Raw genomic sequence first — 25,730 nt, 5'->3', positions numbered from 1 at the left:
TCCAAAAAAAATAATTAATTATAAAAGTATCAAATCATGAGTAGAATTAAAAAAGAAAATGCATTCTCGCGAAGAGACTTTGTGAAAAAAAGTTTAGTTGCAACAGCTGGTTTTACTATTATTCCATCTTTTACTGTAAGTGGTTTAGGCCATATTGCTCCAAGCGATAAGCTAAATATAGCTGGAATCGGTGTTGGTGGAATGGGGTTTAGTAACCTTAAAAAAATGGAAACCGAGAATATTGTTGGTTTGTGTGATGTTGATTGGAAATATTCTGATCGAGTTTTTAAACATTATCCAAAAGCTAAAATATATAAAGATTTTAGAAAAATGTATGATGAGCTAGGTAAATCTATTGATGCTGTTGTTGTGGCGACTGCTGATCATACTCATGCTATTATCAGCGCAGATGCAATTACAATGGGGAAACACGTTTTTTTGCAAAAACCTTTGACGCATACAGTTTATGAATCTCGACTTTTGACTAATCTAACAAATAAATACAAAGTAGCAACTTCCATGGGTAACCAAGGTGCATCTGGGGAAGGCGTTAATTTGATTGCAGAGTGGATAGCAAACAATGAAATTGGTGAAGTAACAAGTGTGGAAGCTTTTACTGACAGGCCAATTTGGCCACAAGGACAACCAATTCCAGGCGCTATGGAATCACCAGGAACATTAGATTGGGATCTTTTTGTTGGACCAGCAAAAATGAGACCATATAACGAAATTTACACTCCATGGAACTGGCGTGGATGGTGGGATTTTGGAACAGGAGCACTTGGTGACATGGCTTGTCATATTTTACATCCAGTTTTTGTTGGGCTCGAATTAGGGTATCCTATCTCTGCTCAAGCAAGTTCCACAATGTTACTTACAGACTCTGCACCAAATGCTGAAAAGGTAACCCTTACCTTCCCAAAAAGAATGTCTAAGAATAACCTAAATTTACCTCAAGTAGATGTTACATGGTATGACGGTGGTTTGCAACCAAATAAACCAGTAGGATGGCCAGAAGGTAAGGACATGAACAATTCAGGTGGTGGTGTTATTTTCCATGGTACCAAAGACACACTTATTTGTGGATGTTATGGTATGGATCCTTGGTTATTGTCAGGAAGAATTCCATCAGCTCCAAAATTCAGACGTAGAATTGAAGTTTCTCATGAACAAGATTGGATAAGAGCATGTAAGGAAAATGCAGGAAGTAGAATTGAAACCGCTTCACCTTTTAAAGAAGCTGGACCATTTAACGAAATGGTTGTAATGGGAGTACTTGCCGTTCGTCTTCAAAATTTAAATAAAAAATTGGAGTGGGATGGAAAAAACATGAAGTTTACCAATATAAATGATAATGAGTTTATTAAAATTATTAAAGAAGATAATTTTAAAATTCATGATGGACACCCAACTTTTGATCAAGTATGGACAGAACCAGTTAACGCAAATTTATTTGCAGAAGAATTGATTAAACATAATTATAGAAATGGATGGTCATTACCAGATATGCCAAAATAATTAAAAACATATTTATAAAAATAATAAAATTTAAACAAATGAAAACAAAAAATTTAATGTTTGGTTCTCTCATTCTTATCTTAATAATAAGTTGTAAACCTGAAATAAAAAAGCCTGTTGAAACTGCCGAAGAAGAAAAAGTGAATATAGAAACTCCAATAAATACGTTAACTCAAGCTGAAATAGAAGAAGGTTGGTTGCTACTTTTTGATGGTAAAACAGCTGAAGGTTGGAGAGGTTACAAAAAAGAATATTTACCTAATGGTTGGACAATTATTGATGGTACAATCCACTGTATTGGATCTGGAAGAGGTGAAGCTGGAAACAAGGAAGGTGGAGATATCCTTTATAATAAAGAATTTCAAAACTTTACCGTAAAATTAGAATGGAAAATTTCTGAAGGTGGAAATTCTGGTATATTTTACCTTGGACAAGAAAAGCTCGATTATATTTGGAAAACGGCACCAGAAATGCAAGTTCTTGATAATGAGAAACATCCTGACGCTAAATTAGGAAAAGACGGAAATCGAATGGCAGGTTCATTATACGATCTAATTCCAGCAAAACCACAAAACGCCAAACCGGTTGGAGAATGGAATACTGTTGAAATTACAGTTTATAAAGGAACTGTTGTGCACAAAATGAATGGTGAAAATGTTTTAGAATATCATTTATGGACTCCAGAATGGAACGAACTTGTTGCTGGAAGTAAATTCCCATCATTAAATAAAGACTGGGCCGATGTTGCTTCAAAAGGATATTTCGGACTACAAGACCATGGTGATGATGTTTGGTTCAGAAATATCAGAATAAAAGAATTGTAATATTTTTTAAAAAAAAATAAATATAAAAATCCACTTTAATTAAAGTGGATTTTTTAATTTTAAGCAATGAATAAACAACAAATAATTTCAAATACTGAAGTATTTATAAAAGCGAGCTTAATTAATGCCGAAGGTGGACATGATTGGTTTCATATTTTACGTGTTTGGAACAATGCCAAATTAATAGCAAAAGGAGAAAATATTGACTTGTTTATTGTTGAATTGGGTGCTTTATTGCACGATATTGCCGACTCAAAATTTCATAATGGTGATGAAACTATTGGACCTAAAATAGCACGTGAATTTTTAGAAAGTCAGCAAGTTGATGATTCTATTATCGTTCATATTGAAAAAATAATTTCGAACATATCATATAAAGGTGGAAATTTTGAGCAAAAATTCAATTCACCAGAACTTGCTATTATTCAAGATGCAGACAGGTTAGATGCAATTGGTGCAATTGGTATTGCTCGTTGTTTTAATTACGGAGGTTTTAAAAACAGGGAATTATACAACCCTGAAATTGCTCCAAAACTAAATCAAAATATAGAAGAATATAAAAAGTCAGACGCTCCAACAATTAATCATTTTTATGAAAAATTGTTATTATTAAAAGATAAAATGAACACCGTATCAGGTAAAAAAATTGCTGAAGAACGTCACCAATATATGGAAACTTTTCTTCAGCAGTTTTACAATGAATGGAATGGGGTAAAATAAATAATAAGTTTTATCTTTGAAGAAACAATTTGTTTAGGAATGATAAAGTTATGTTAATATCTTAAACCCAATTGATAGTTTTTATACTTTTGGCAACTATTGTTAAAACACATTGAAATATATGAATAGTTATAAACTTTTATCCTTCTTTTTTATACTAACTAGCTCGTTGGTTTTTTCTCAAACCACTGTTACACATAAAGTAGCTAAAGGTGAAAGTATTTATGCCATTGCTAAAAAATACGATGTAAAAGAAACGGTCATTTATGCCCTTAATCCTAAACTTAAAGGAAAGTTATTACAATTAAATACAATTGTTCAAATACCAAATAAACAAGTAAAAACGAATGAAATAGATCTTTCTCAAATACAAAATCATACTGTTGTTTCAGGCGAAACTTTATTTAGAATTTCAAAAAAATATGGGATTAGTATTCAAGAACTTGAACATTTAAACCCGTCTGTTACGGCAAAACTACCTATTGGTCATGTTTTAATATTAAGAGAAGAAGCTCCAATTGTAGCCATTGAAAATATTGTTGTAAAGGCACCTATTGAAGAAGTTGTATTTGAAACTTCACAAATTGATTTTTTAATTGAAACCGCATCGAAAAATATTGGTACTAGATACAGAAGAGGTGGAACAGGCGCTAAAGGTTTTGATTGTTCTGGATTAATGTATACTACTTTTAAAGAAATAAACATGACCCTTCCAAGATCGTCTCATCAACAAGCTAAAGTTGGAACCAAAATAGATCGTTCCGAAGCCAAAATAGGCGACTTAATCTTTTTTGCTACCAATAGAATAGGGAGCATAAGTCATGTGGGTATGATTACAGAAATTATTGAAGACGAAATAAAATTTATTCATTCTTCAACAAGTTTAGGTGTTATAATTTCATCCATTAAAGAGATGTACTATTCAAAAAGATTTGTTCAAATAAATAGAATTTTTTAAAATTTACTCAAAATTAGGTCTTCGTTTTTCTAAAAATGCCGTTGTCCCTTCTTTAAAATCATTGGTGCCAAAACTTTTCCCAAAATTTTCTATTTCAACATTGTAACCATTTACACCATTCGTAAAATTTGCGTTTACCGATTTTATTGCAGCGGTAATTGCCACAGAAGAGTTTCTTGCAATTTTTTGCGCTAGAGTTTCACAAAAAGATAATAATTCTTCTTGTGTTACCACATAATTTACAAGCCCCCAATCTTTAGCCTCATCAGCAGTTATCATTCCGGCAGTCATAATAAGTTCCATTGCTTTTCCTTTTCCTACCAATTGTGGCAAACGCTGTGTGCCTCCATACCCTGGAATTACACCCAAACTAACTTCTGGTAATCCCATTTTTGCATTGGAGCTTGCCACTCTAAAATGCGCTGCCATAGCCAATTCTAAACCTCCTCCAAGTGCAAAACCATTAATTGCTGCAATAACCGGAGTTTCTAGGTTCTCAATAAAATCGAATAATTTATATTGTCCTTCTCTTGCTAACTCAGCTCCTTCCAAAACTGAAAAATGAGCAAATTCTGAAATATCTGCACCAGCTACAAAAGCCTTTTCACCGCTTCCTGTAATTATAATTACCTTCACATTTTTATTGTTATTCAAACTTTTAAATGCTTCATGAAGCTCCTCAATAGTGTCTATATTTAAAGCATTCAATTTTTGAGGACGGTCTATTGTAATAAATGCAATATTTGCATCAATCTCAACTAAAATATTATTAAATTCCATTTCTTATTTTTTTGGTATTTCGATATTAAAAACGGTTCCAACTTGTTGTTTTGATGTAAAAGTAATTGTTCCGTTATATGCTTCAATTATGTTTTTAACCATTCCCAATCCCAATCCCATTCCACTGGATTTGGTCGTAAATTTTGGCTCAAAAACCCTTATTTTATCATTTTCCAAAATTCCCTTTCCATTATCCGCAATAACAATAATCACTTTTTCATTTTCTTCGGTTACAGTAACTTCAATTTTTTTGTGTTCAACTTCTTGTAATGCTTGAATGGCATTAGTTACTAAGTTTGTTATAACCCTTATTAATTGCGTTTTATCTAATTCTGCAATAATTGATTCCTTTTTAGGAAAATAATAAATATACTCTTCAGAAAAAATATCAAGTGCATGTTTTATAACTTCTACCACATCCAATTCTTCTTTTTGTTGTGCTGGCATTTTAGCAAAATCTGAAAAGGCTGAAGCTATAAGGCTCATGGTATCAATTTGTTGAATCAATGTTTTGCTATATTCATTAATTTTATCTTTAATTTCAGGATCGTTAGCATCAAATTTTCGTTGAAAACTTTGCACCGTAAGTCTCATTGGCGTTAGCGGATTTTTAATTTCATGAGCCACCTGTTTTGCCATTTCGCGCCACGCCTGTTCTCTTTCCCCTTTAGCTAATTTAATTGCACTGCTTTCAAGTTCATCGACCATAAAATTATATGCGTTAACTAGTGTGTTAATTTCTAAACTTGCATTTTTTATTTCAATTTTTTCGTTTCTTGAATTTAACGATGTGCTTTTCATTTTATCAGTTACAGCTTTTATATTTTTGGTAACATAACTTGAGATAAAATAAGCAAGTAAAATGGCTATTGCGAACATTAAAACATACACCATTAACATCCTATACAAAAACTCTCTCAAATCTTCATCTTGAGCAGTATTGTCTTGCTCATAACGTAAATTCAAAATCCCAAATGGTTTAAATTTATTATCAATAATATAAGAAAAAGAAGTTTGAAAAGTACTTCCTTCAAGGTTTAATGAACTTGAATATTTATGTTCTATATTATTTGATAAATAATTAATTAGCTCCTTTGAAAGTGCAACTGGAGCATCACTTTTTATAAAACCTGCATGAGAACTGATGGCCTTGTTTCCATTTAAATCGTAAATATTAATTTCTAATTTTTCAATATCAGAAATTTCATAAATTTTATCTTTGAAAATAAATTTTAAATTCTCAGCTTCCAAAGGGAAAGTATTCCCACTTGAGAGCCAATAATTTATTGATGCTTTTACGGCTTCCTCTTTACGCAATAATCTGCCTTCATTATACTCTTCGGTTTGCTCTTTGTATTGATATATAGTAACCGCCGCAATTAATACCGATGCCAATAATATCAGCAAAATCATTGCTAAAAAAATACGGATTCGTAAAGAAAGTTGCTTTATTTTCATACTATAATTTGAAGTAAATATAACTAATATTTTACTGGATGAAAAACATTTTATACATCACCTTCAAATTGAAATCAACATGAGTTTAACTTATTTTTTACGGAATTTTCTCATAAATGGTGACGATAAATAGAAAAGATAAAAGCCTGATAATACTGTAACTAACCCAAACACTGAAAAAATACGTAATACCCAGTTTGTTATATGGTCTCTTGTAGAATAATCCATGGTGTGAAGCATCCATAAAAAGTCGAAACGACGCCAATTGTTATTTCTTACACTTGTGATTTCACCTAATTCGGTAGAAACATAAATGGTAGTTTTTGTTGGATGATCTAATGTAAAAGCATAGGCTGGCAATAACTTCCCTCTATATTCATGATGATCTCCAGCGGTGTGCTTTTTTAATAACACTGCTTTAATAATTGGAATTGGTTTTAGTAACTGTTTTTCGGCTATTTCAATACACTCTTGACCTGTTAATTCTGAACGCAATTTCCCCGTTTCCGAATTTATTAGTTGAATTTGAAGATGTCCATCATAAAAATATCTTACTTGCGCAGTAGGTTTATCCAATATTTCTATAAAATTAATAGATCGAATTGAATCCAATCCTTTCACAATTTTTAAGGAATCTATTCCTTGTTGAATCAAAGAAAAATCGAAGTTTTTTACGGAATATTCATCATGTTTTAAAAGCGTTTCACCATGCACATCATCCATATTGTTCCAACTAAAATACAAACCGCCAAGTGTCCAAAATAAAAATTGAATACCAATGATAACACCTAAATATCTATGTGTTTTTCGAGCGTTATAATTAATATTTTTTTTGAACATTGTTATTTATATTTAAGTTTAAAAACAATCAATAAAAAGGTTAACATGGCGGTGATACTATTAGCAATAATCATTGCGAAACTATTCAAATGAATTCCATAAACCAACCATAATATAATTCCAATAAACATGGTGATGTACATTGTTAATGATAAATTACCTGCCGATTTTATTTTCCAAGTTTTATAAACCTGAGGAACATAAGCCGATGTTGTTAAAACAGCTGCAATTAATCCTATTATTTCAAATTTGTCAATCATTTAATTATTATTCAACAATGTTTATAATTTTACCATGAACTATAATTACCTTTTTAGGAATTCTTCCTTGTAAGTGCTCTTGCGTTTTTTCATGAGCCAAAACAGCATCTTCAATTTCTTTTATCCCCAAATCTAATGATAATTCTATTTTAAAACGCATTTTACCATTAAATGAAACAGGATATTCCTTTCTGCTTTCTACCAAATATTTTGGTTCAAAAACAGGGAATTCAACAGTTGAAATAGATGTTGAATGTCCTAGATTTTTCCATAATTCTTCAGCAATATGCGGTGCATAAGGCTCAATAATAATGGCTAGTGGCTCTAAAATTGCTCTTTTATTACATTTTAAAGCTGTTAATTCGTTTACCGCAATCATAAATGTTGAAACCGAAGTGTTGAAAGAGAAATTTGCAATATCTTCTTCCACTTTTTTAATAGTTTTGTGCAAAACTTTAAATTCTTCAGGTGTTGGCTCTTCATCTGAAACAGAAAAAACATCGTTTACAATATATAATTTCCACAATTTTTTTAAGAAACTGTAAACACCCGAAATTCCGGAAGTTTTCCAAGGCTTAGACTGCTCTAACGGACCTAAAAACATTTCGAACATTCGTAAACTATCCGCTCCGTATTCCACACAAATTTGGTCTGGATTTACAACATTGTATTTGGATTTAGACATTTTTTCTACTTCGCGAGAACACAAAAATATATTACTATCTGCTGTTATAAATTCTACTTCCTTATATAGAATATCCTCCTTTTTTAATCTTTCAAAATCTAATTGATCATTCGAATTTACATAGTCAACCGATACGTGTGTTTTGAAAAACTGTAAATCTCCATCATCAATCAATATTTTATCAATTAAGCCTAATTCACTAATTTTTTGAGAAATTGGATTAATTAAATAATTAATCAAAACTTCTCTTTTTTTCATATGTTCAATATGCTCTTTATTGTTCGTTTTATCAAGATTGTATGTTTTTTTTAAATATAATATTAAGTCCTCTGAAATAATTTTATCCTTTACCACCTTAAATTCTTCTCTTAAAAGATTTAAATTTTCATTATCTTTTACAGAAAAATCAATTCCTGCTAAGTTAAAAAAAGTAAAACCTACTCTTTTAACAAAAGCTGAAGTCCCAGTAATCATTCCTTGGTTAATCAGTTTTTTTGCATATTCTTCAACAGGTACAACTCCTTTGTCGTATAAAAACATTTGCCAAAAACGAGAGTATAATAAATGCCCAGTTGCGTGTTCACTTCCACCAATATACAAATCTACATCTTGCCAATAATTTACAGCTTCTTTGCTTACAAATTCTTCTGTGTTTTCAGAATCCATATACCGGTTAAAGTAAGAAGAACTTCCTGCCCAACCCGGCATTGTGTTTAATTCCAGCGAAAAAACGCCCCCTAAATCCCCCGAAGGGTGACTTATTTTATCGTTACTAACTATTGTGTTTGTATTTGTATCCCAAGCCCAAGTAGTTGCATTACCTAAAGGTGGTTGACCATCTTCTGTTGGTAAGTATTTTTCAACTTCTGGTAATACAATTGGCAAATATTGTTTGTCAATCATTTGAGGCATTCCGTTTTTGTAATATACCGGAAAAGGTTCTCCCCAATATCGTTGACGACTAAAAACTGCATCGCGCAAACGGTAATTTATTTTTCCATATCCAAAACCACGTTTTTCTATTTCATAAATAATGGTTTTCATTGCTTTTTTATAAGGCAATCCATTCAAAAAATCAGAATTAGCAATTACAGAATTTTCTTTATCGGTATAAGCTTCTTCGGAAATATCAACACCTTCAAAAATATTTGGAATTTCAATATTGAAATGTTTCGCAAAAGCATAGTCACGTTCATCACCACATGGAACCGACATAACGGCACCTGTCCCATAACCAGCTAATACATAATCTCCAATCCAAATTGGAACTTCTTTGCCAGAAAATGGATGTTGGGCATAAGCGCCTGTAAAAACTCCCGAAATTGTTTTTACATCAGCCATACGTTCTAATTCACTTCGTTTTGAGGTAGCTTTTTTGTACGTTTCAATTGCTTCTTTTTGTTCTGGAGTTGTAATTTTTGAAACTAATTCGTGTTCGGGAGCAAGTGTCATAAAGCTAACTCCGAAAATGGTGTCAGGGCGAGTTGTAAAAACATCAATCTTATAAGGTAGAGATTGCTTCGTTTCACTCGCAATGACGTTAAATGAAACCATTGCTCCTTCAGATCTTCCAATCCAATACGTTTGTGAATCTTTTAAAGGTTGTGGCCAATCTATTTTAGCCAAACCATCCAATAAACGCTGTGCATATGCAGTAATTCGCATACTCCATTGCATCATTTTTTTTCGAATAACGGTATGTCCTCCACGTTCAGAAACACCGTTTACAATTTCATCATTTGCTAATACAGTTCCCAAAGCAGGGCACCAGTTTACTTCAGTTTCAGATAAAAAAGTAAGTCTGTATTTTAATAAAATTTTCTGTTTTTGTTCTTCTGAATAGTTTTTCCAATCATCAGCACCAAAAATTTCAATATTATCATCACAAGCTGCATTAATTCTATAGTTTCCTTCAGTAGCAAAAACAGCTTCCAATTCTGAAATTGATCTTGCCTGATTTGCATCTTTGCAATAATAAGATTCGAATAATTGAATGAAAATCCACTGAGTCCATTTATAATAACTTGGATCTGAAGTCCGTACTTCGCGAGACCAATCGAATGAAAATCCAATTTGATCCAACTGTTTCCTATATGTTTTTATGTTAGCTTCTGTAGTAATAGCTGGATGCTGCCCTGTTTGAATTGCATATTGTTCTGCTGGTAATCCAAAAGAATCGTACCCTTGCGGATGCAAAACATTAAATCCTTTATGTCGTTTGTAACGTGCATAAATATCTGAAGCAATATATCCAAGTGGATGCCCAACATGTAACCCTGCTCCAGACGGATAAGGGAACATATCTAACACATAATATTTAGGTTTTGTGGCGTTATTTTCTGCTTTAAACGTTTGTTTTTCTGCCCAATACTTTTGCCAATCATCCTCAATCTTTCTAAAATTGTATTCCATTTTTACTTTTCAATTATAAAAGCGCAAAGTTACATTTTATATACAAAACTTTAAAGTGTATTTTTTGGCTAACAAGCAACTTAATTAATTCGTAATTTTGACTGTGTGAAAAATAAGTTGCGAAATGAAAGATAAAATTGGATTGGTACTTTCAGGAGGAGGAGTTAGGGCAATTTCACACATTGGTCTTTTAAAAGCCTTGCTCGAAAGAAATATTGTTCCAACAGAAGTTTCAGGCACAAGTGCGGGTGGTTTAGTTGCTGCCTTATATGCCGCAGGCTATGAGCCAGAAAAAATGCTTTCTTTTTTTGAAGAAACTCCCTTATTAAAATTATCGCTCTACGCTCGAAATAAGCCAGGAATGTTGGACAGTGCCAAATATGCCAAATATTTTATCAATTATTTCCCTGAAAACACTTTTGAAAGTTTGAAATATCCGTTAACAATTACAGCAACTAATTTACTTAATAGCACGTTGGAATATTTTAATTCGGGCGAATTAATAAAACCTCTAATTGCTTCATCGGCATTACCTCCCTTTTTTTCACCTCTAGAAATTGATGGTCATTACTTTTCAGATGGTGGAATTTTAAATAATTTTCCGATAGAACCACTTACCAAAAATTGTTCAAAAATTATTGGGAGTTTTGTAAATCCGGTCGCAAAATGTGAATATGCAGATATAAACACGTCTCTTAAATTATTATATCGCGTTTACCATATTGGGCTTGATGCAAATAATATTAAAAAATTTGAAAAGTGCAATTATGTATTTTCTCCTCCAAATATTGAAAAAGTAGGTGTCTTAGAGGGTAATGCCATACGAAAATCATTTGATATTGGTTATAAACATGCCTTAACCGAAATTGATAAAATAATAGATTCCATTTCTTAATTAATAAATAGAAATTTTACTTTTTTCGATTGTAAGTTTGTATTTTCCCCAATTCAAAATAATTAATTTGATAAAAAATACACAAAAAGCACATTTAGCACTACTTGGAGCTAATATTATTTACGGCGCAAATTTTTTAATTGCCAAAGGAATTATGCCCGATAAAATGGGTGCTTCAGCCTTAGTTTTGTTGAGAATTATTGGGGCAGGTTTATTATTTTGGTTTGTAAAACAATTTATAAAAGAAAAAGTTGATAAAAAAGATTTCAAATTATTAATCGTTTGTGGATTATTTGGTATTTCAACAAATATGCTGTTGTTTTTTCACGGATTGAGTTTAACCTCGCCAATAGATGCTTCAATAATTATGACAACCACACCTGTAATTGTCTTAATTCTAAGTTTTTTCTTATTGAATGAAAAAATAACCAAAAACAAATTCATTGGAATTTTTATTGGTGCAATTGGCGCCTTTTTATTGGTTTGGTTTGGTAAAAAATCTGGTGGAACCAGCTCCTTTTTAGGTAACCTATTTATTTTTTTAAATGCTTGCTCGTATGGATTGTATTTAGTTTTAGTAAAACCCTTAATGCAAAAATATAAAGCCATAACAGTTATAAGTTGGGTATTTTTATTTGGATTTATTTTTGTTCTTCCTTTTGGATTTAACGATTTACTAAACACCAATTTTAATGCCTTTACAACGAACACTTATTTAGCAGTTGCTTTTGTAATTATCGGAACTACTTTTTTAACTTATTTATTTAATATCTATGCACTCAATTATGTTTCTGCTAGTGTAAATGGAAGTTTTATTTATTTACAACCTGTATTAAGTTTTTTAATGGTTAGCATTTATGCATATGTTTTAGGGAATGAAAAATATGCTCAAGACATTAATTTTATTAAAATTTTGAGTTGTTTTATGGTTATTATTGGGGTTTATATGATTAGTAAAAAAAGTTGAAAAGCAATAGAAATTAGGCAAAAGGCTCAAGGTTTAAGGTTAAAACCATAGGTATCGACAAACAACATCTTAAAACATAGAACTACTCTCACGTGCTCTATTTTCCTGCGGAAGTAAACAATTATAAATAAAAGAATTTACTGGAGTTGGAATACCAAACTCTATTCCCATTCTAACAATTGTTCCATTTTGAGATTCTAATTCGGATGGTTTTCCTTGCATTATATCTCTTTGTAAAGAAGCCGTTGTATTAAAAGGCTGATTCTCAATTAATTTAAATTGTTTTTCAATAATGTCGTCGGATAAAATTATACCTTTTGCTTTTGCAATAGCCACAATTTCTTCAGCTGTTTGGTACATTATTTTTTTAATCTCAGGTGAAACAATCATTTCTCCAATAGTTGATCTAGTTAGTGCTCCAATAGCACTAATTGTTGTAATAAATAAGAACTTTGTCCATATTTCTTGAGTAATGTTTGTTGCCAATTTTGATGTAATTCCTGCATTTAAAAAGGTTTGTTCTAATTGAAGAGCTCTAGATGTTTTTTCATTGTTTAATTCTCCAAAAACAATAGTTGGATCGTATGAAAAATGATTAATAACTCCGTATTCCTCCATTTTACTTACCACTTTACATAAACCTCCTAAAACATGTTGTTTTGGAAGAATACTACATACTATTTGGTCATTTTCTACTCCATTTAGTAAGGAAATAACCATCGTATTTTCATTTAAAACTGCTTTTATATTTTCAGCAGTTTCACTCAATTGCCAGGTTTTAACACAAATTAATATTAAATCAATATTTTTTACTTCAGAAATGTTTGAAGTAGCATTTGCTGGATACACTAAATGGTCTCCTTTTATACTTTTAAGTTGAAGTCCCTTTTGTTGGATGGCTTCTAAATGTTGTCCACGAGCTATAAATGTAACGATATTTCCGGCTTGTGCTAATCTTGCTCCAAAATAGCCACCAACACCTCCAGTACCATAAATTACGATATTCATTTTATATTTGTTTTTAATTCAAAAATACATTTTAATTTAATATATATAGGCCAAATAAAACTTTTTTAGATTTATCTAAATTTTTATTTATATTTGTCTAAATTTAAATTTTATGCTATCTCAAACAGAAGAAAATTATTTAAAAGCCATTTACACTTTAGGTCTATCCAATTCTAAAAGTGTAAATACAACGCTAATAGCACAAAAGTTAAAAACAAAACCTTCTTCAGTTACAGACATGATTCAAAAATTAGCAGAAAAAGAACTTGTTAATTACGAAAAATATAAGGGAGTTTTTTTAACATTCAATGGGAAAAAAATTGCTATTGAAATTGTAAGAAAACATAGGCTTTGGGAGGTTTTTTTAACGAATAAACTTCATTATAATTGGGATGAAGTTCATGAAATAGCTGAACAATTAGAACATATAAAATCCGATACATTAGTTGGTAGGTTAGAGGCGTTTCTAGAATTTCCTAAACATGACCCGCATGGTGATCCAATTCCTGATGAACATGGAAATATTGCGCACCATAAGAAAATAATGCTTTCATCCATTGAACCTAATCGTAGCTGTATTGTAATTGGCGTTAAAGATTCTACTTCTTCGTTTTTGAAATTTTTGGACAAGGCTAATATTCAATTAGGGCGCACTGTAAAAGTAATTGCTAAAGAAGAATTTGATAATTCAATAATTATTGAAAATAACAATTCTTTAATTTCAATATCAAATCAAATATCAAAAAACTTATTTGTAAAAAACATATAAATTATGGATCAAATTATTGCCTATTTCGAAAGTATAAATCCAATATTAGCAGCTTTTTATGCAACTCTTTTTACGTGGGGATTAACCGCTTTAGGAGCATCTTTGGTGTTTTTATTTAAAGGTGTAAATCGTGCCTTTTTTGATGGGATGCTAGGTTTTACTGGTGGCGTAATGGTAGCTGCAAGTTTCTGGAGTTTGTTGGCTCCTGGGATTGAAATGAGTCCTGGCGAAGGATTTACTAAAGTTATTCCTGCAGTTGTTGGGTTTGGTTTAGGTGCATTATTTTTATTTGGCCTCGATAAGATTCTACCACATCTTCACATCAATTTCAAGGAATCTGAAAAAGAAGGTGTTAAAACTCCTTGGCATAAAACTACCCTATTGGTATTGGCAATTACGCTTCATAATATTCCAGAAGGATTAGCCGTTGGTGTATTATTTGGAGGTGTTGCAGCCGGTTTTGATGGTGCAACTATTGGAGGCGCTGTTGCACTGGCAATTGGAATTGGATTGCAAAATTTTCCAGAAGGGTTTGCTGTTTCAATGCCTTTAAGAAGGCAAGGTCTTAGTAAAAGAAAAAGTTTTATGTACGGACAATCTTCGGCCATTGTAGAACCAATTGCTGCTGTTATAGGTGCGTGGGCTGTTATGACATTTCAACCAATTTTACCATATGCTTTAGCTTTTGCGGCTGGCGCAATGATATTTGTTGTAGTTGAAGAGGTTATTCCTGAAACACAAAGAGATAAATATACAGATATTGCAACGCTTGGTTTTATTGGTGGTTTTATTATTATGATGACTTTAGACGTTGGGCTTAGTTAGTCATATAGTTTGAAAAGCGAAAGTAAATACAAGATTCAAAATTTCTTAATTCAATACCCTAGCAACCGCAATCCGAGTCGCAGTTCTTTTTCTTTTTAGATTTAAAAAAATATTTTTTAACTAAAAATCCAATTGCTAAACCAAGAGCTATATAAACTAAAATTTCTTGCATTAGCTAAAAAAATTAAAGGTTATTAATGCCGAAATATATGCTAATATGCCCATTCCAACTAATTGAAGAATCGGCCATTTCCAACTTTTAGTTTCTCTTTTTACAATGGCTAAAGTTCCGATACATTGCATTGCAAATGCATAAAACATTAATAAAGACATTCCGGTTGGTAAATTAAATCGCTTTTGCCCTGTTATAGAATTTACTTCTGCTCCCATCCGTTCTTTAATAGTTCCAACATCTTCTCCTTCACTTTCAACACTGTAAATAGTTGCAAGGGCTCCAACAAATACTTCTCGTGCAGCAAAGGAACTAATTAGCGCAATTCCAATTTTCCAATCGTAACCCAAAGGTTTTATAACTGGCTCAATCATTTTACCCATTACCCCAATATAGGAATGCTCCAATTTAAATGAAGCCGTCTTTTTTTGTAATTCAACTTTTGTTAAATTTTGATTTCCTATATCTTGTTTTACAGTGTCATTAGCAGTCTTAAATGATTCACCACCATTTGAAGCTAAAAACCACAGTACAATAGATAAAGCCAAAATTATTTTACCAGCACCAACTATAAAAGCTTTCGTTTTTTCAACAACTTCATAAAAAACATTTTTTAAAGAGGGTAATTTATAGTTTGGCATTTCTATTACAAACAAACTTTTATTTTCAATTTTCAACACATTGTGCAATAAAATTGCCGATAAAATGGCAGCTGTAAAACCAAGCAAATAAAGGCCCATTAATGTTAATCCTTGTAAATTAAAAATTCCTAAAATTCGTTTATTTGGAATAATTAAAGCAATTAAAATTGCATAAACAGGAAGTCTCGCAGAGCATGTAGTAAAAGGAATAACCAAAATTGTTATTAACCGTTCTTTCCAACTTCCAATATTTCTTGAAGCCATAATAGCAGGAATTGCACAAGCAGTACCTGAAATTAAAGGTATTACGCTTTTGCCGCTCATTCCAAATTTTCGCATAATTTTATCCATTAAAAAAACCACTCTACTCATGTATCCGGTTTCTTCTAAAACGGAAATAAATAAGAATAAAATAGCAATTTGAGGTATAAAAATAACAATACCTCCAATTCCTGGAATAATTCCTTCAGCAATTAAATTAGTGAAAATTCCTTCTGGCAAATTGGCTTTTGCATATTCACTAAAATTTGCAAAAAAACCATCAATTAAATCCATAGGTATACTTGCCCATTCAAATATAGATTGAAATATAAGCAGTAATACACTAGCAAAAATAAGATAACCAAAAATTTTATGAGTTAAAATTTTATCTAGTTTAAACCTAAACTCAGTAGCTTCATTTCTATTAATAACATACGTTTTATGTAAAATATCATTAATTATTTGGTACCTGAAGATAGTTTCCTTATGCTGATATTTTTTTATTTTCTCTTTATCCGCATTTAAAACTGAAAGTTTCTGTTGAAATTCGGGAGATAAAAAATTACAATTATTTTGCTGTGTAATTAGTAACCACGACTTGTATAAGGAAAACTCTGGAAATGTGTTTTTTACTACCTTAAAATATTCTTCATCAATTTTTGATGAAATACTCGCCATTGGTTTTGTATTCCATTTTTTAAAATTTCTAATTTCATTTTTTAATTCATCAATTCCGCTGTTTTTTCTTGCACTCACTAAAATAATTTCTGAATTTAGCTCTTCTTTCAGCTTTTCCAAATCAAAAGAAATGCCTTTTCTAGCCATTTGATCTGCCATATTAATTACCAAAAGCGTTGGTAATTCTAGATCTTTAATTTGGGAAAATAACAGTAAATTTCTTTTTAAATTTTCTACTTCTGCTACCACTATCACCAAATCTGGGTAAGACTCATTAGATTTATTAAGTAAGGTATCTAAAACAATTGATTCGTCTAAAGTAGTAGGATTAATACTGTATGTGCCTGGTAAATCAATTATTTCAGCAATTAATGCTTCTGAAATTTTACATTTTCCAACTTTTTTATCTACCGTAATTCCTGGATAATTTCCTACTTTTTGTTTTAAACCTGTAAGTTGATTAAATAATGAGGTTTTTCCTGTATTTGGGTTTCCAACAAGAGCAATTTTTACAACAGCATTGACCTCCATTACCCTAATTTAGTTATAGTAATTTGATCGGCCATTTCCTTTCTAATTGCTAAATGACTACCGTTTACTTTAATATAGTAAGGATCATTTAAAGGTGCTATTTGCAATAATTTCACCTCTTTTCCTGGTAAGCAACCCATTTCAAGAAGACTTAATGGAATAATATCCAATGAAAACTCTTCAATGATACCACACTCTCCAACCTTCAAATTTCCAATGGTCATTTTCATTATTTAGAATTAGATTTATTAAGTACAAAGGTATTAATTAGAATGATTCTAAACAATGATATTTGTCATTACCTTTTATTCCTCTAAAAGTAGTATAATATCATCCCTTAAACGCGCCATATCTTCATTATCTGTTCCATCATAATACCCTCTAATTCTCTTTTTTTTATCGACTAAAATAAAATTTTCGGTATGAATAAAATCTTGCAAACCGCCATCTCCTTCTTCTAAAACTGCAAAATAACTTTTACGTGCTAATTCGTATATATGCTTTTTAGAACCAGTAGTTATATTCCATTTAGCGTCAATAACTCCTTTTTGAATTGCATAGGTTTTCAAAACTGGAACACTATCCATTTCTGGAGTTACAGACATAGATAAAAATTTAACATCGTTATTTTCTTTAAAAACTTCTTGCAACTTCCCAATATTATTAGTCATAATTGGACAAATAGTAGTACAACGCGTAAAGAAAAAATCTGCAACATAAATGGTGTTTTCATAGTCTTTTTGGGTAATAGTGTCGCCATTTTGATTTATTAACTTAAAATCTGCAATGTTATGATTTCGCCTAATGTGAATTAGATTTTCATCAACTAGCTTTGGATTTACATCGGCTGGATTATAAATTGGCAATTTCTTTTCAGGTGTAAGAAGTGTATAAATTGCAAAAATCATAATAATAGAAAATAAACCCATTATTATTAGTGGTGTAATCGATTTTTTAAAAAACTTTAAATCCATAATTATTAAAATGAATTACAAAATTAGAACAAATGCCTTAAAAGTTTATTAAATTGTTAAACTTTGTTAAAAGATATAGAAAGCATTCTTTTCTTTTTCGCTAACCGTTTATAAAACCGTACATTTGTGCGATTTTATTTTGAAAAACACATATGGAAATTATTATAAAGGCCGCTCAGTTTATTTTAAGTTTATCCTTTTTAATTGTTTTGCACGAATTGGGACACTTTATTCCAGCAAAATTATTTAAAACTAGGGTTGAACGATTTTATTTATTTTTTGATTATAAATTTTCCTTATTTAAAAAGAAAATAGGAGATACCGTTTATGGTATTGGTTGGATTCCATTAGGAGGTTATGTAAAAATCTCTGGAATGATTGATGAAAGTATGGATACTGAACAAATGAAACTTCCACCACAACCTTGGGAATTTAGATCTAAACCAGCATGGCAACGATTAATTATTATGCTTGGTGGGGTTGTTGTAAATTTTATACTTGGAATTCTTATTTACATCATGATTACCTTTGTATGGGGTGTTCAGTCCATTAAATCAAATGATGTTACAAATGGATTTGCCGTTCATGAAACTTTTAAAGAGTTTGGATTTAAAGATGGTGATAAAATTAGCAAATTTAATGGTGAAGAACCTATTGATGTTACAGCTGTAAACAAACATTTATTTTTAAGAGACCTCACATCTATAGAAGTTATTCACGAAAATGGAGAAAACGAAACCATTGCCATTCCTGAAGATATAGGAAATATAATGTGGGAAAAAGGAGTTATGGAGCCGTTTGTAGTAAGATCTGTTGCAGTAATTGATACGGTAGTTGTAGAATCGCCCGCTGCTAAGGCAGGTGTTTTAAAAGGTGATAAAATTTTGGCAGTAAATAATACTCCAGTTTTTTATTGGCACGAATTTACGCAACATGTAATTGCTTCAGAAACAAACGTTTTATTATTAGTAGACAGAAATGGGGTACAAGAAACTATTACGGTAGAGCCTAGTGAAGATAAAACTATTGGTGTTTCTAACTTCAAATCGAGAGGTGTAAATGTACAAACCAAAAAATATACCTTTATTGAAAGTATTTCAAAAGGTAACTCGTTAGCTATATGGACTTTAAAAGATTATATTACTCAGTTTAAATATGTCTTTACCAAAAAAGGAGCAACCAGTATTGGTGGTTTTATTGCCATTGGAAATATATTTCCTGCTACTTGGAGTTGGTATTCTTTTTGGAGTATTACCGCTTTCCTATCTATAATGCTTGCCTTTATGAATTTATTACCAATTCCAGCACTTGACGGGGGGCACGTAATGTTTACTTTATATGAAATGATATCAGGCAGAAAACCAAATGATAAATTTTTAGAATATGCTCAAATTACTGGGTTCTTAATTTTAATTGCACTACTATTATTGGCTAATGGTAACGATGTTGTTAAACTCTTTTCGTAAATAAGATTGATTGATTTTAGATTTACGCAAAAAAAAATCCTCATATATGAGGATTTTTTTGTTGTTATAATTTGAGAAAATTTAATCAGCTAAAATAATAATTTTATTGTTTTTCATTTCAATAGTTCCGCTTTTAATAGCAACACTATATTCACCTTTAACAATTGAAAATAAATCCTGAACTTCCTCTTTTATATTTATTTTTTCTCCTTTAAATTTCACAATCCCTTTAACCAATAAAGAAACAATTGGGGCGTGATTATTTAACATTTGAAACTCTCCATTTATACCAGGAACAGACACTAAATCTACTTCCGAATGTAATAATGTTGCCTCAGGTGTTACTATTTCTAAAATCATATTTTTTAAGTTTTCAGTCTCAGTTTTCAGTCTTAGTATTAGTTACTGTAACTGATTACTGAATACTTGTTTTACACTTCTGCTAACATTTTTTCACCTGCATCAATTGCATCTTGTATAGATCCTCTTAAGTTAAAGGCAGCTTCAGGGTATTTATCCAACTCACCATCCATAATCATATTAAACCCTTTTATGGTATCTTTAATATCAACTAAAACTCCTGGTATACCAGTAAATTGTTCTGCCACATGAAATGGTTGTGACAAGAAACGCTGCACTCGTCTGGCTCTATGTACCACTAATTTATCTTCTTCAGATAATTCTTCCATTCCCAAAATAGCAATAATATCTTGTAATTCTTTATAACGTTGTAACAACTCTTTTACATGTTGAGCACAATCATAATGTTCTTTACCTAATATAGCTGAAGTTAAAATTCTTGAAGTAGAATCTAATGGGTCTACCGCAGGATAAATTCCTAACTCCGCAATTTTACGAGACAAAACTGTGGTAGCATCTAAGTGGGCAAACGTTGTTGCAGGAGCAGGATCCGTTAAATCATCTGCAGGTACATAAACAGCTTGCACTGATGTAATTGAACCGTTTTTAGTTGAAGTAATTCGTTCTTGCATTGCACCCATTTCAGTTGCTAAGGTTGGTTGATAACCTACTGCAGAAGGCATACGTCCTAATAAGGCCGAAACTTCTGAACCAGCTTGTGTAAAACGGAAAATATTATCTACGAAAAATAAAACATCTTTTCCTTGACCATCACCAGCACCATCTCTAAAATATTCTGCAATTGTAAGTCCAGATAAAGCAACTCGAGCTCTAGCTCCAGGAGGTTCATTCATTTGTCCAAACACAAAAGTAGCTTTAGACTCTCTCATTCCAGCTTTATCAACTTTAGAAAGATCCCATCCACCTTCTTCCATAGAATGCATAAAATCATCACCATATTTTATGATACCTGACTCTAACATTTCTCTTAAAAGATCATTTCCTTCACGAGTTCTTTCTCCAACACCTGCAAATACCGATAATCCACCGTGACCTTTAGCAATATTATTAATTAACTCTTGAATTAAAACTGTTTTTCCAACACCCGCACCACCAAATAATCCAATTTTACCTCCTTTAGAATAAGGCTCAATTAAATCAATAACCTTTATTCCAGTAAATAACACTTCGGTAGAAGTTGATAAATCTTCAAATTTTGGAGCTTGACGATGAATTGGTAATCCATTTTCACCTTCTTTAGGTAAATTTCCTAAACCATCAATTGCATCACCAATTACGTTAAACAAACGTCCATAGATATCTTTTCCAACCGGCATTTGAATTGCTTTCCCTGTTGCAACTACTTCAACACCTCTACTAAGTCCATCGGTAGAGTCCATAGAAATTGTTCTAACAGTATCTTCGCCAATATGCGACTGTACCTCTAAAACTAATAAAGTTCCGTCTTCTCTAACAATTTCTAATGAATCATATAATTTTGGTAACTCTGCACCTGATTGAAATTCAACGTCTATAACTGGACCAATAATTTGTGCAACTTTTCCTGTAACTTTTGTCATTCCTTTAACTGTTTATTATTTAGGTATTTAATCTATTAGGCTAAACCTTATTTTTAAAAGCGCAAAGATAGTTTTTTGATTTTATTTCTGAAATAAAATCCAAATGTTTTTTGAAAAACAAAAACGCCTTAATTTCTTAAGGCGTTTTTAATTATTTATTTTGTTTTTTATGGATTAATGGTCCAAGAAACATAGTATTGTGAACCTATTTTACCAACTCCAGGTGCACTAAAATATTCTTTACCACCTAGGTTTGCGCCTCCAATTTTAAATACAGATTTCCATTTCGTTACTGTATAATTAACTTGAGCATCTACAACAGTTCGAGAATCAACCATAATATCAGCAAAAGAAGATTGCCATAAAAACTCATCACTCCATCTAAAATCTAAATTAAATCCTAAGTTTTCAAGCAATTCTGTATTACCAAACGATACTTTTACCTTATTCTCAGGTGTATTAAACCCTGCTTCATAATCTGGATCAGTTGTTTGATCAAAATCAAATTTAGCATACGTATAGTTAAGCCCGAAATTATAATTTCCAAATATTCTTGAGGTTAAACCTAAACTACCACCATAAGAAGAAATATCTGCTGAAGAGTTCGTATATACTTGGAATGCTTTAAAATCCTTTTGACTTAAAGCAATTGCAGCTAATGGTGCAGGTAATCCACCTCCAGGAGTAAAATCAGAAAAATCAGTTTTACCGTAATAAGGTACTAATACTGTTTTGTTTCCAATAAAATCTTCATATTGGTTGTAGTATGCACTAGCATCTAATGATACTCGCCCAAAACCAGCTCTATACCCAACTTCATACGCTGTAACCTTTTCTGGTTTTACATAAGCAAAATTGGCTTTTGCCGGTGCTCCCTTTAAAACTGAAGATAATGAAAATGCATTTTCATAGGCTTGTCTTCCAACTAACTTAGTTGTTGCAGGCAATCCGCTTAAAGCTCTTCCGGTTGGACTCACTGGCAATGGACCTGTTGTATATCTATCTAAGTTGTCTGGCGCAGAACCTACTAAGAAAGCTCTACCAGCGTCTAGACCAATGTACTGATCTTGTGTAGTTGGGTTTCTAAATCCTGTTTGATATGAAGCTCTTAAATTTCTAGTCTTTCCTTTTCCCAATGAATAAGATAATGACACTCTTGGAGAAACGCTTCCATCAAAATTTTGAGCTTTATCATAACGTAAAGATCCTGTAAACTTCAATCGGTCATCAACAAATTTCTTTTGAACTTGGGTGTAAACACCATACTCTTCATAATTAATTGGCCCATCATAATCTGTAAAAATTGTTCCTGATGAATTTAAAGAATATTTTCTCCAAGAACCACCTATTTGGATGTCGGCAAATTCAATTTGGTCTGCAAAATTGTAATTAGCATCTGAATGATAAATTTTTGTTGCGTCTTGAAATTTTGATCCAGTTGTTAAATCTGGATTAGTAATTACTTTATTAAATGCATTATCGAATGCTGCTGTTCCAGGAACAAATCTTTCACTATCATTTCTAATCCAAGATGGCAACTTTAAAAGTGGTGCAATTCCTGCATTTAAAGCGCCCAATTGGAATGGGTTTAACTTTGAATTATTCAACACATTCCCATCTGCAAATGCACGAGCAGCACTATGAGAACCTGGTGCTGGCGCAATAGCATTAAATACGCCTCCAAATGCTGGGTTACGTAATGCTCCTGTAAAACTTAAAAAGTAATCTGTAAACCAGTTTGGGTCTCCTTTCGCAAGTCTATTAACATTTATGGCAGCAAAACGGCTATCATAAGAATCTCCAGCATCTTCATCTGTAACATACGCTCTAACCATAAAGTTAGTGCCTTTTACCTCTATTTTGTGCTGTTGCATAAAGAAATTCTTAATTGAATATCTATTTGCTCCTTGATAAATAGTATTTCCTTTTCCAAATTTGGCATTGTAAATTAATTCAATATCATTTGCAAAAGGCTTATAATGTAATGCGAAATCAGCCTTAGCACTTTCAGCATTATAATCCATCAAATCTGATTCTTTGTATCCAGTTCTGGAAACTGTACCTAAGGCACCTTTTGGGGTTCCGAAAGTTGCGTCCATATCAATTGAAACTTCATCTCCATAAATATTTAATCCATTATAACTAGGATTATCTCTTGTCCCAGCAATATAACTACCTTGATCATTTGTGTTTCCGTAATCTGTTGCATACCATTCTGTTCCTTTTAAGTACGAGAAAGATGCTTTAGCAGCAAATTTATCACTAAATTTATATGCCATTCTAATTCCAACATCTGTATAAGCATTATCGCCAGCGGCTTTTTGAGATGTTAAACCTGTTTTAGAATAAACACTAATTCCAGCAGAATCAAAAGGATTCTTACTTGTCATAAATAAAATACCATTAAAGGCATTCGCACCATATAAAGCTGAAGAAGCTCCAGGCATTAATTCAACAGTGCTAACATCTAATTCAGACATTCCTAATAAGTTACCTAAATTAAAGTTAAGTGCAGGTGAAGAGTTGTCCATACCATCAACTAATTGCATAAAACGAGTGTTAGCAAATGTTGCAAAACCACGTGTGTTAATTGATTTAAATGTTAAACTATTGGTGTTAACATCTACTCCTTTTAAATTTTCCAAACCATCATAAAATGTTGGTGAAGATGTGTTGGCAATTGTCTTTGCATCCATACGCTCAATTGTAACAGGAGACTCCAAGATACGCTCTGGAGTTCTAGATGCTGAAACTACCACTTCATTTAAAGCAGTTGCAGATTCATCTAACAATACATTAACTACTTGTTTACTTTTAGTTATTTCTACTTTTGAAGTAGAAAAACCGATAAGAGAAACCTCAATTGAAAATGGAGGTTCTTGATTTACCGTTAAGGTAAATTTCCCGTCAAAATCTGCAGTAGTTCCAATAGATTTCCCCACTACTTTTATGTTTGCGCCAGGAATTGGTTGCTGAGTTTTAGCTTCCAAAACAGTACCTGAAATGGTGGTTTGGGCCATCATTGTAGTTCCTACCAGTAAGGCAAAAACAGCACTTAAAATTTTTCTCATAATTTAATTAATTGATTTGATTAACATGTACGCAAAATACAATTTTTTTCCTATTATCATAAAAAATGTCATAAAAATAAATTGTATGTTTATAAATATAGTTTTTCTATTATAATATTAATAGTTATAACCTTTTTTTAAGGTAAAAATTGAATGGTTTTTATTCTATTTTCTATCCAAAAAATAGTAAGTATAAGAAGCCGAATTTAATCTTTTGTAAAACTCCAAACTTGACCAGTTGTTTGACCGCCTTTGGTATCTTTTACAACCACCTTCCAGTAATATTTTGTTGATGCCGTTAAAGTTCCACTTCCCACAGTGGCTATTGTAATATTAGTGGCTATTTTAGCAGTTGGTGGATTTACAGTTCCCAGAAAAACATCGTAAGTCAATGGATCGTTATCCACATCCGAGGCAGTCCACGTTAATGTTACTGTACTTGTTGATACAATACTATTAAGTATTGGTGCTGATAGAACTGGTGAAAAAGGTAAGTAATTACTTACTCCAATGCCTTCGGTGTAAAAACTAAATGTTGATGAATAATCTCCCGATAAATTTTTACTGTCGATGGCTTTTACGCGCCAATAATAGGCGACGCCTTTTTCTAATGAAATAGTTTGACTTAGCGTATTTCCAGAAAGAGAATGAGCAATGATAATAAATTGATTGTCTTTTGAAACTTGTATTTGATACGTTAACGCATCTCCATCAGGATCAGTAGCAGCATTCCATTGAAAATTAAGTACATTATTTATACACAACAAATTATGGGTAGGATAAACAAGTGTTGCAGTAGATGGTTTATTATTAACAGGGGGTGGTGGAGTGTCTCCACCGCCACCGCCACAAGACCATACTAATGAACTTAGTATGCTTGCATATAAAATATTTTGTATGTATTTCATTTTGTGTGTTTTATATCTGTTTTATAGATTATTAGAATTTATAATTCAATTATTGTTTCTAACTTTTACTTTTCCCCCTTTACTGTTTAATAATTTTAAGCGTTACCGGTTTTTCTAAATGAACTTTAGCCACATATAATCCTGTTGGCTGATGGTCTAAATTCAATTG

The 25,730-nt window shown here is 31.7% G+C and carries 22 protein-coding genes; 9 read left to right on the top strand and 13 right to left on the bottom strand.

From position 1 onward, the window contains the following. The first annotated feature begins 36 nt into the window (after nucleotides 1-36). The 4 genes from Q8S45_RS05750 to Q8S45_RS05735 all read left to right on the top strand — a co-directional run bounded on the left by Q8S45_RS05750 (nucleotide 37) and on the right by Q8S45_RS05735 (nucleotide 4,020). Nucleotides 37-1,518 carry a Gfo/Idh/MocA family oxidoreductase gene (locus tag Q8S45_RS05750; protein ID WP_305602142.1) on the top strand — a complete coding sequence of 494 codons (1,482 nt, stop codon included), beginning with the start codon at nucleotides 37-39 and terminating at the stop codon, nucleotides 1,516-1,518. Nucleotides 1,519-1,556: 38 nt separating this feature from the next. Then, nucleotides 1,557-2,342 carry a DUF1080 domain-containing protein gene (locus Q8S45_RS05745; protein WP_305602139.1) on the top strand — a complete coding sequence of 262 codons (786 nt, stop codon included), beginning with the start codon at nucleotides 1,557-1,559 and terminating at the stop codon, nucleotides 2,340-2,342. Nucleotides 2,343-2,408: 66 nt separating this feature from the next. After that, nucleotides 2,409-3,062 (top strand): HD domain-containing protein, encoded by a 654-nt coding sequence (locus Q8S45_RS05740; RefSeq protein ID WP_305602136.1) that lies wholly within the window; start codon nucleotides 2,409-2,411, stop codon nucleotides 3,060-3,062. A gap of 121 nt (nucleotides 3,063-3,183) precedes the next feature. Beyond that, nucleotides 3,184-4,020, top strand: coding sequence for a LysM peptidoglycan-binding domain-containing C40 family peptidase (locus Q8S45_RS05735; RefSeq protein ID WP_305602133.1), 837 nt, complete (start codon nucleotides 3,184-3,186; stop codon nucleotides 4,018-4,020). 3 nt (nucleotides 4,021-4,023) lie between these two features. On the opposite strand, the gene Q8S45_RS05730 is transcribed toward Q8S45_RS05735, so the two are convergent. From Q8S45_RS05730 to Q8S45_RS05710, 5 genes are all read right to left on the bottom strand, one after another. Continuing rightward, a complete protein-coding gene (locus Q8S45_RS05730; protein ID WP_305602130.1) occupies nucleotides 4,024-4,800 on the bottom strand; it encodes an enoyl-CoA hydratase/isomerase family protein in 777 nt (258 codons plus the stop codon). 3 nt (nucleotides 4,801-4,803) lie between these two features. Next, on the bottom strand, nucleotides 4,804-6,258 hold the full coding sequence (locus Q8S45_RS05725; RefSeq protein WP_305602128.1) for a PAS domain-containing sensor histidine kinase: 1,455 nt from the start codon (nucleotides 6,256-6,258) through the stop codon (nucleotides 4,804-4,806). A gap of 90 nt (nucleotides 6,259-6,348) precedes the next feature. Next, nucleotides 6,349-7,098, bottom strand: coding sequence for a hypothetical protein (locus Q8S45_RS05720; protein WP_305602126.1), 750 nt, complete (start codon nucleotides 7,096-7,098; stop codon nucleotides 6,349-6,351). Nucleotides 7,099-7,100: 2 nt separating this feature from the next. Then, nucleotides 7,101-7,358 carry a SemiSWEET family sugar transporter gene (locus Q8S45_RS05715; RefSeq protein ID WP_305602124.1) on the bottom strand — a complete coding sequence of 86 codons (258 nt, stop codon included), beginning with the start codon at nucleotides 7,356-7,358 and terminating at the stop codon, nucleotides 7,101-7,103. Between the two features lie 7 nt (nucleotides 7,359-7,365). Next, nucleotides 7,366-10,455, bottom strand: a complete 3,090-nt coding sequence (locus tag Q8S45_RS05710) for a leucine--tRNA ligase (protein WP_305602122.1) — start codon at nucleotides 10,453-10,455, stop codon at nucleotides 7,366-7,368. Between the two features lie 124 nt (nucleotides 10,456-10,579). Between Q8S45_RS05710 and Q8S45_RS05705 the strand changes: the two genes are divergently transcribed. Then, complete coding sequence (locus Q8S45_RS05705; protein ID WP_305602121.1) at nucleotides 10,580-11,350, top strand: patatin-like phospholipase family protein; 771 nt, start codon at nucleotides 10,580-10,582, stop codon at nucleotides 11,348-11,350. A 67-nt stretch (nucleotides 11,351-11,417) separates the two neighbouring features. Then, on the top strand, nucleotides 11,418-12,317 hold the full coding sequence (locus Q8S45_RS05700; protein ID WP_305602118.1) for a DMT family transporter: 900 nt from the start codon (nucleotides 11,418-11,420) through the stop codon (nucleotides 12,315-12,317). A gap of 69 nt (nucleotides 12,318-12,386) precedes the next feature. Here Q8S45_RS05700 and Q8S45_RS05695 read toward each other — a convergent pair whose 3' ends face one another. Next, nucleotides 12,387-13,325 (bottom strand): ketopantoate reductase family protein, encoded by a 939-nt coding sequence (locus Q8S45_RS05695; RefSeq protein WP_305602115.1) that lies wholly within the window; start codon nucleotides 13,323-13,325, stop codon nucleotides 12,387-12,389. A gap of 112 nt (nucleotides 13,326-13,437) precedes the next feature. Here Q8S45_RS05695 and Q8S45_RS05690 point away from each other — a divergent pair, with 112 nt between their 5' ends. After that, nucleotides 13,438-14,094, top strand: coding sequence for a metal-dependent transcriptional regulator (locus Q8S45_RS05690; protein WP_305602113.1), 657 nt, complete (start codon nucleotides 13,438-13,440; stop codon nucleotides 14,092-14,094). Between the two features lie 3 nt (nucleotides 14,095-14,097). Further along, entirely contained in the window at nucleotides 14,098-14,919 is an 822-nt protein-coding gene (locus tag Q8S45_RS05685; RefSeq protein WP_305602110.1) for a ZIP family metal transporter, read from the top strand. A 171-nt stretch (nucleotides 14,920-15,090) separates the two neighbouring features. On the opposite strand, the gene feoB is transcribed toward Q8S45_RS05685, so the two are convergent. The 3 genes from feoB to Q8S45_RS05665 all read right to left on the bottom strand — a co-directional run bounded on the left by feoB (nucleotide 15,091) and on the right by Q8S45_RS05665 (nucleotide 18,176). Next, on the bottom strand, nucleotides 15,091-17,202 hold the full coding sequence (gene feoB / locus Q8S45_RS05675) for a ferrous iron transport protein B (RefSeq protein ID WP_305602105.1): 2,112 nt from the start codon (nucleotides 17,200-17,202) through the stop codon (nucleotides 15,091-15,093). Continuing rightward, on the bottom strand, nucleotides 17,202-17,432 hold the full coding sequence (locus Q8S45_RS05670; RefSeq protein ID WP_305602102.1) for a FeoA family protein: 231 nt from the start codon (nucleotides 17,430-17,432) through the stop codon (nucleotides 17,202-17,204). Before Q8S45_RS05670 ends, feoB begins: the two co-directional genes overlap by 1 nt. Before the next feature lie 75 nt (nucleotides 17,433-17,507). After that, nucleotides 17,508-18,176: an SCO family protein gene (locus Q8S45_RS05665; protein WP_305602099.1), complete on the bottom strand. Its 669-nt coding sequence runs from the start codon at nucleotides 18,174-18,176 to the stop codon at nucleotides 17,508-17,510. A 152-nt stretch (nucleotides 18,177-18,328) separates the two neighbouring features. Here Q8S45_RS05665 and rseP point away from each other — a divergent pair, with 152 nt between their 5' ends. Next, complete coding sequence (rseP, locus tag Q8S45_RS05660) at nucleotides 18,329-19,642, top strand: RIP metalloprotease RseP (RefSeq protein WP_305602097.1); 1,314 nt, start codon at nucleotides 18,329-18,331, stop codon at nucleotides 19,640-19,642. Between the two features lie 81 nt (nucleotides 19,643-19,723). On the opposite strand, the gene Q8S45_RS05655 is transcribed toward rseP, so the two are convergent. The 4 genes from Q8S45_RS05655 to Q8S45_RS05640 all read right to left on the bottom strand — a co-directional run bounded on the left by Q8S45_RS05655 (nucleotide 19,724) and on the right by Q8S45_RS05640 (nucleotide 25,561). Beyond that, on the bottom strand, nucleotides 19,724-20,002 hold the full coding sequence (locus tag Q8S45_RS05655; RefSeq protein ID WP_305602095.1) for a F0F1 ATP synthase subunit epsilon: 279 nt from the start codon (nucleotides 20,000-20,002) through the stop codon (nucleotides 19,724-19,726). Between the two features lie 71 nt (nucleotides 20,003-20,073). Then, complete coding sequence (gene atpD, locus Q8S45_RS05650) at nucleotides 20,074-21,582, bottom strand: F0F1 ATP synthase subunit beta (RefSeq protein WP_305602093.1); 1,509 nt, start codon at nucleotides 21,580-21,582, stop codon at nucleotides 20,074-20,076. A 167-nt stretch (nucleotides 21,583-21,749) separates the two neighbouring features. Beyond that, nucleotides 21,750-24,653, bottom strand: coding sequence for a TonB-dependent receptor (locus Q8S45_RS05645; protein ID WP_305602090.1), 2,904 nt, complete (start codon nucleotides 24,651-24,653; stop codon nucleotides 21,750-21,752). A gap of 206 nt (nucleotides 24,654-24,859) precedes the next feature. Further along, nucleotides 24,860-25,561, bottom strand: coding sequence for a hypothetical protein (locus Q8S45_RS05640; RefSeq protein ID WP_305602086.1), 702 nt, complete (start codon nucleotides 25,559-25,561; stop codon nucleotides 24,860-24,862). Between the last annotated feature and the right edge of the window lie 169 nt (nucleotides 25,562-25,730).

Origin of the sequence: Lutibacter sp. (assembly GCF_030692605.1) — a bacterium.
In the GTDB taxonomy this organism is placed as follows: domain Bacteria; phylum Bacteroidota; class Bacteroidia; order Flavobacteriales; family Flavobacteriaceae; genus Lutibacter.
Note: the sequence above shows the minus strand (reverse complement) of the source record. Positions and strands in the feature narration are given on the sequence as shown.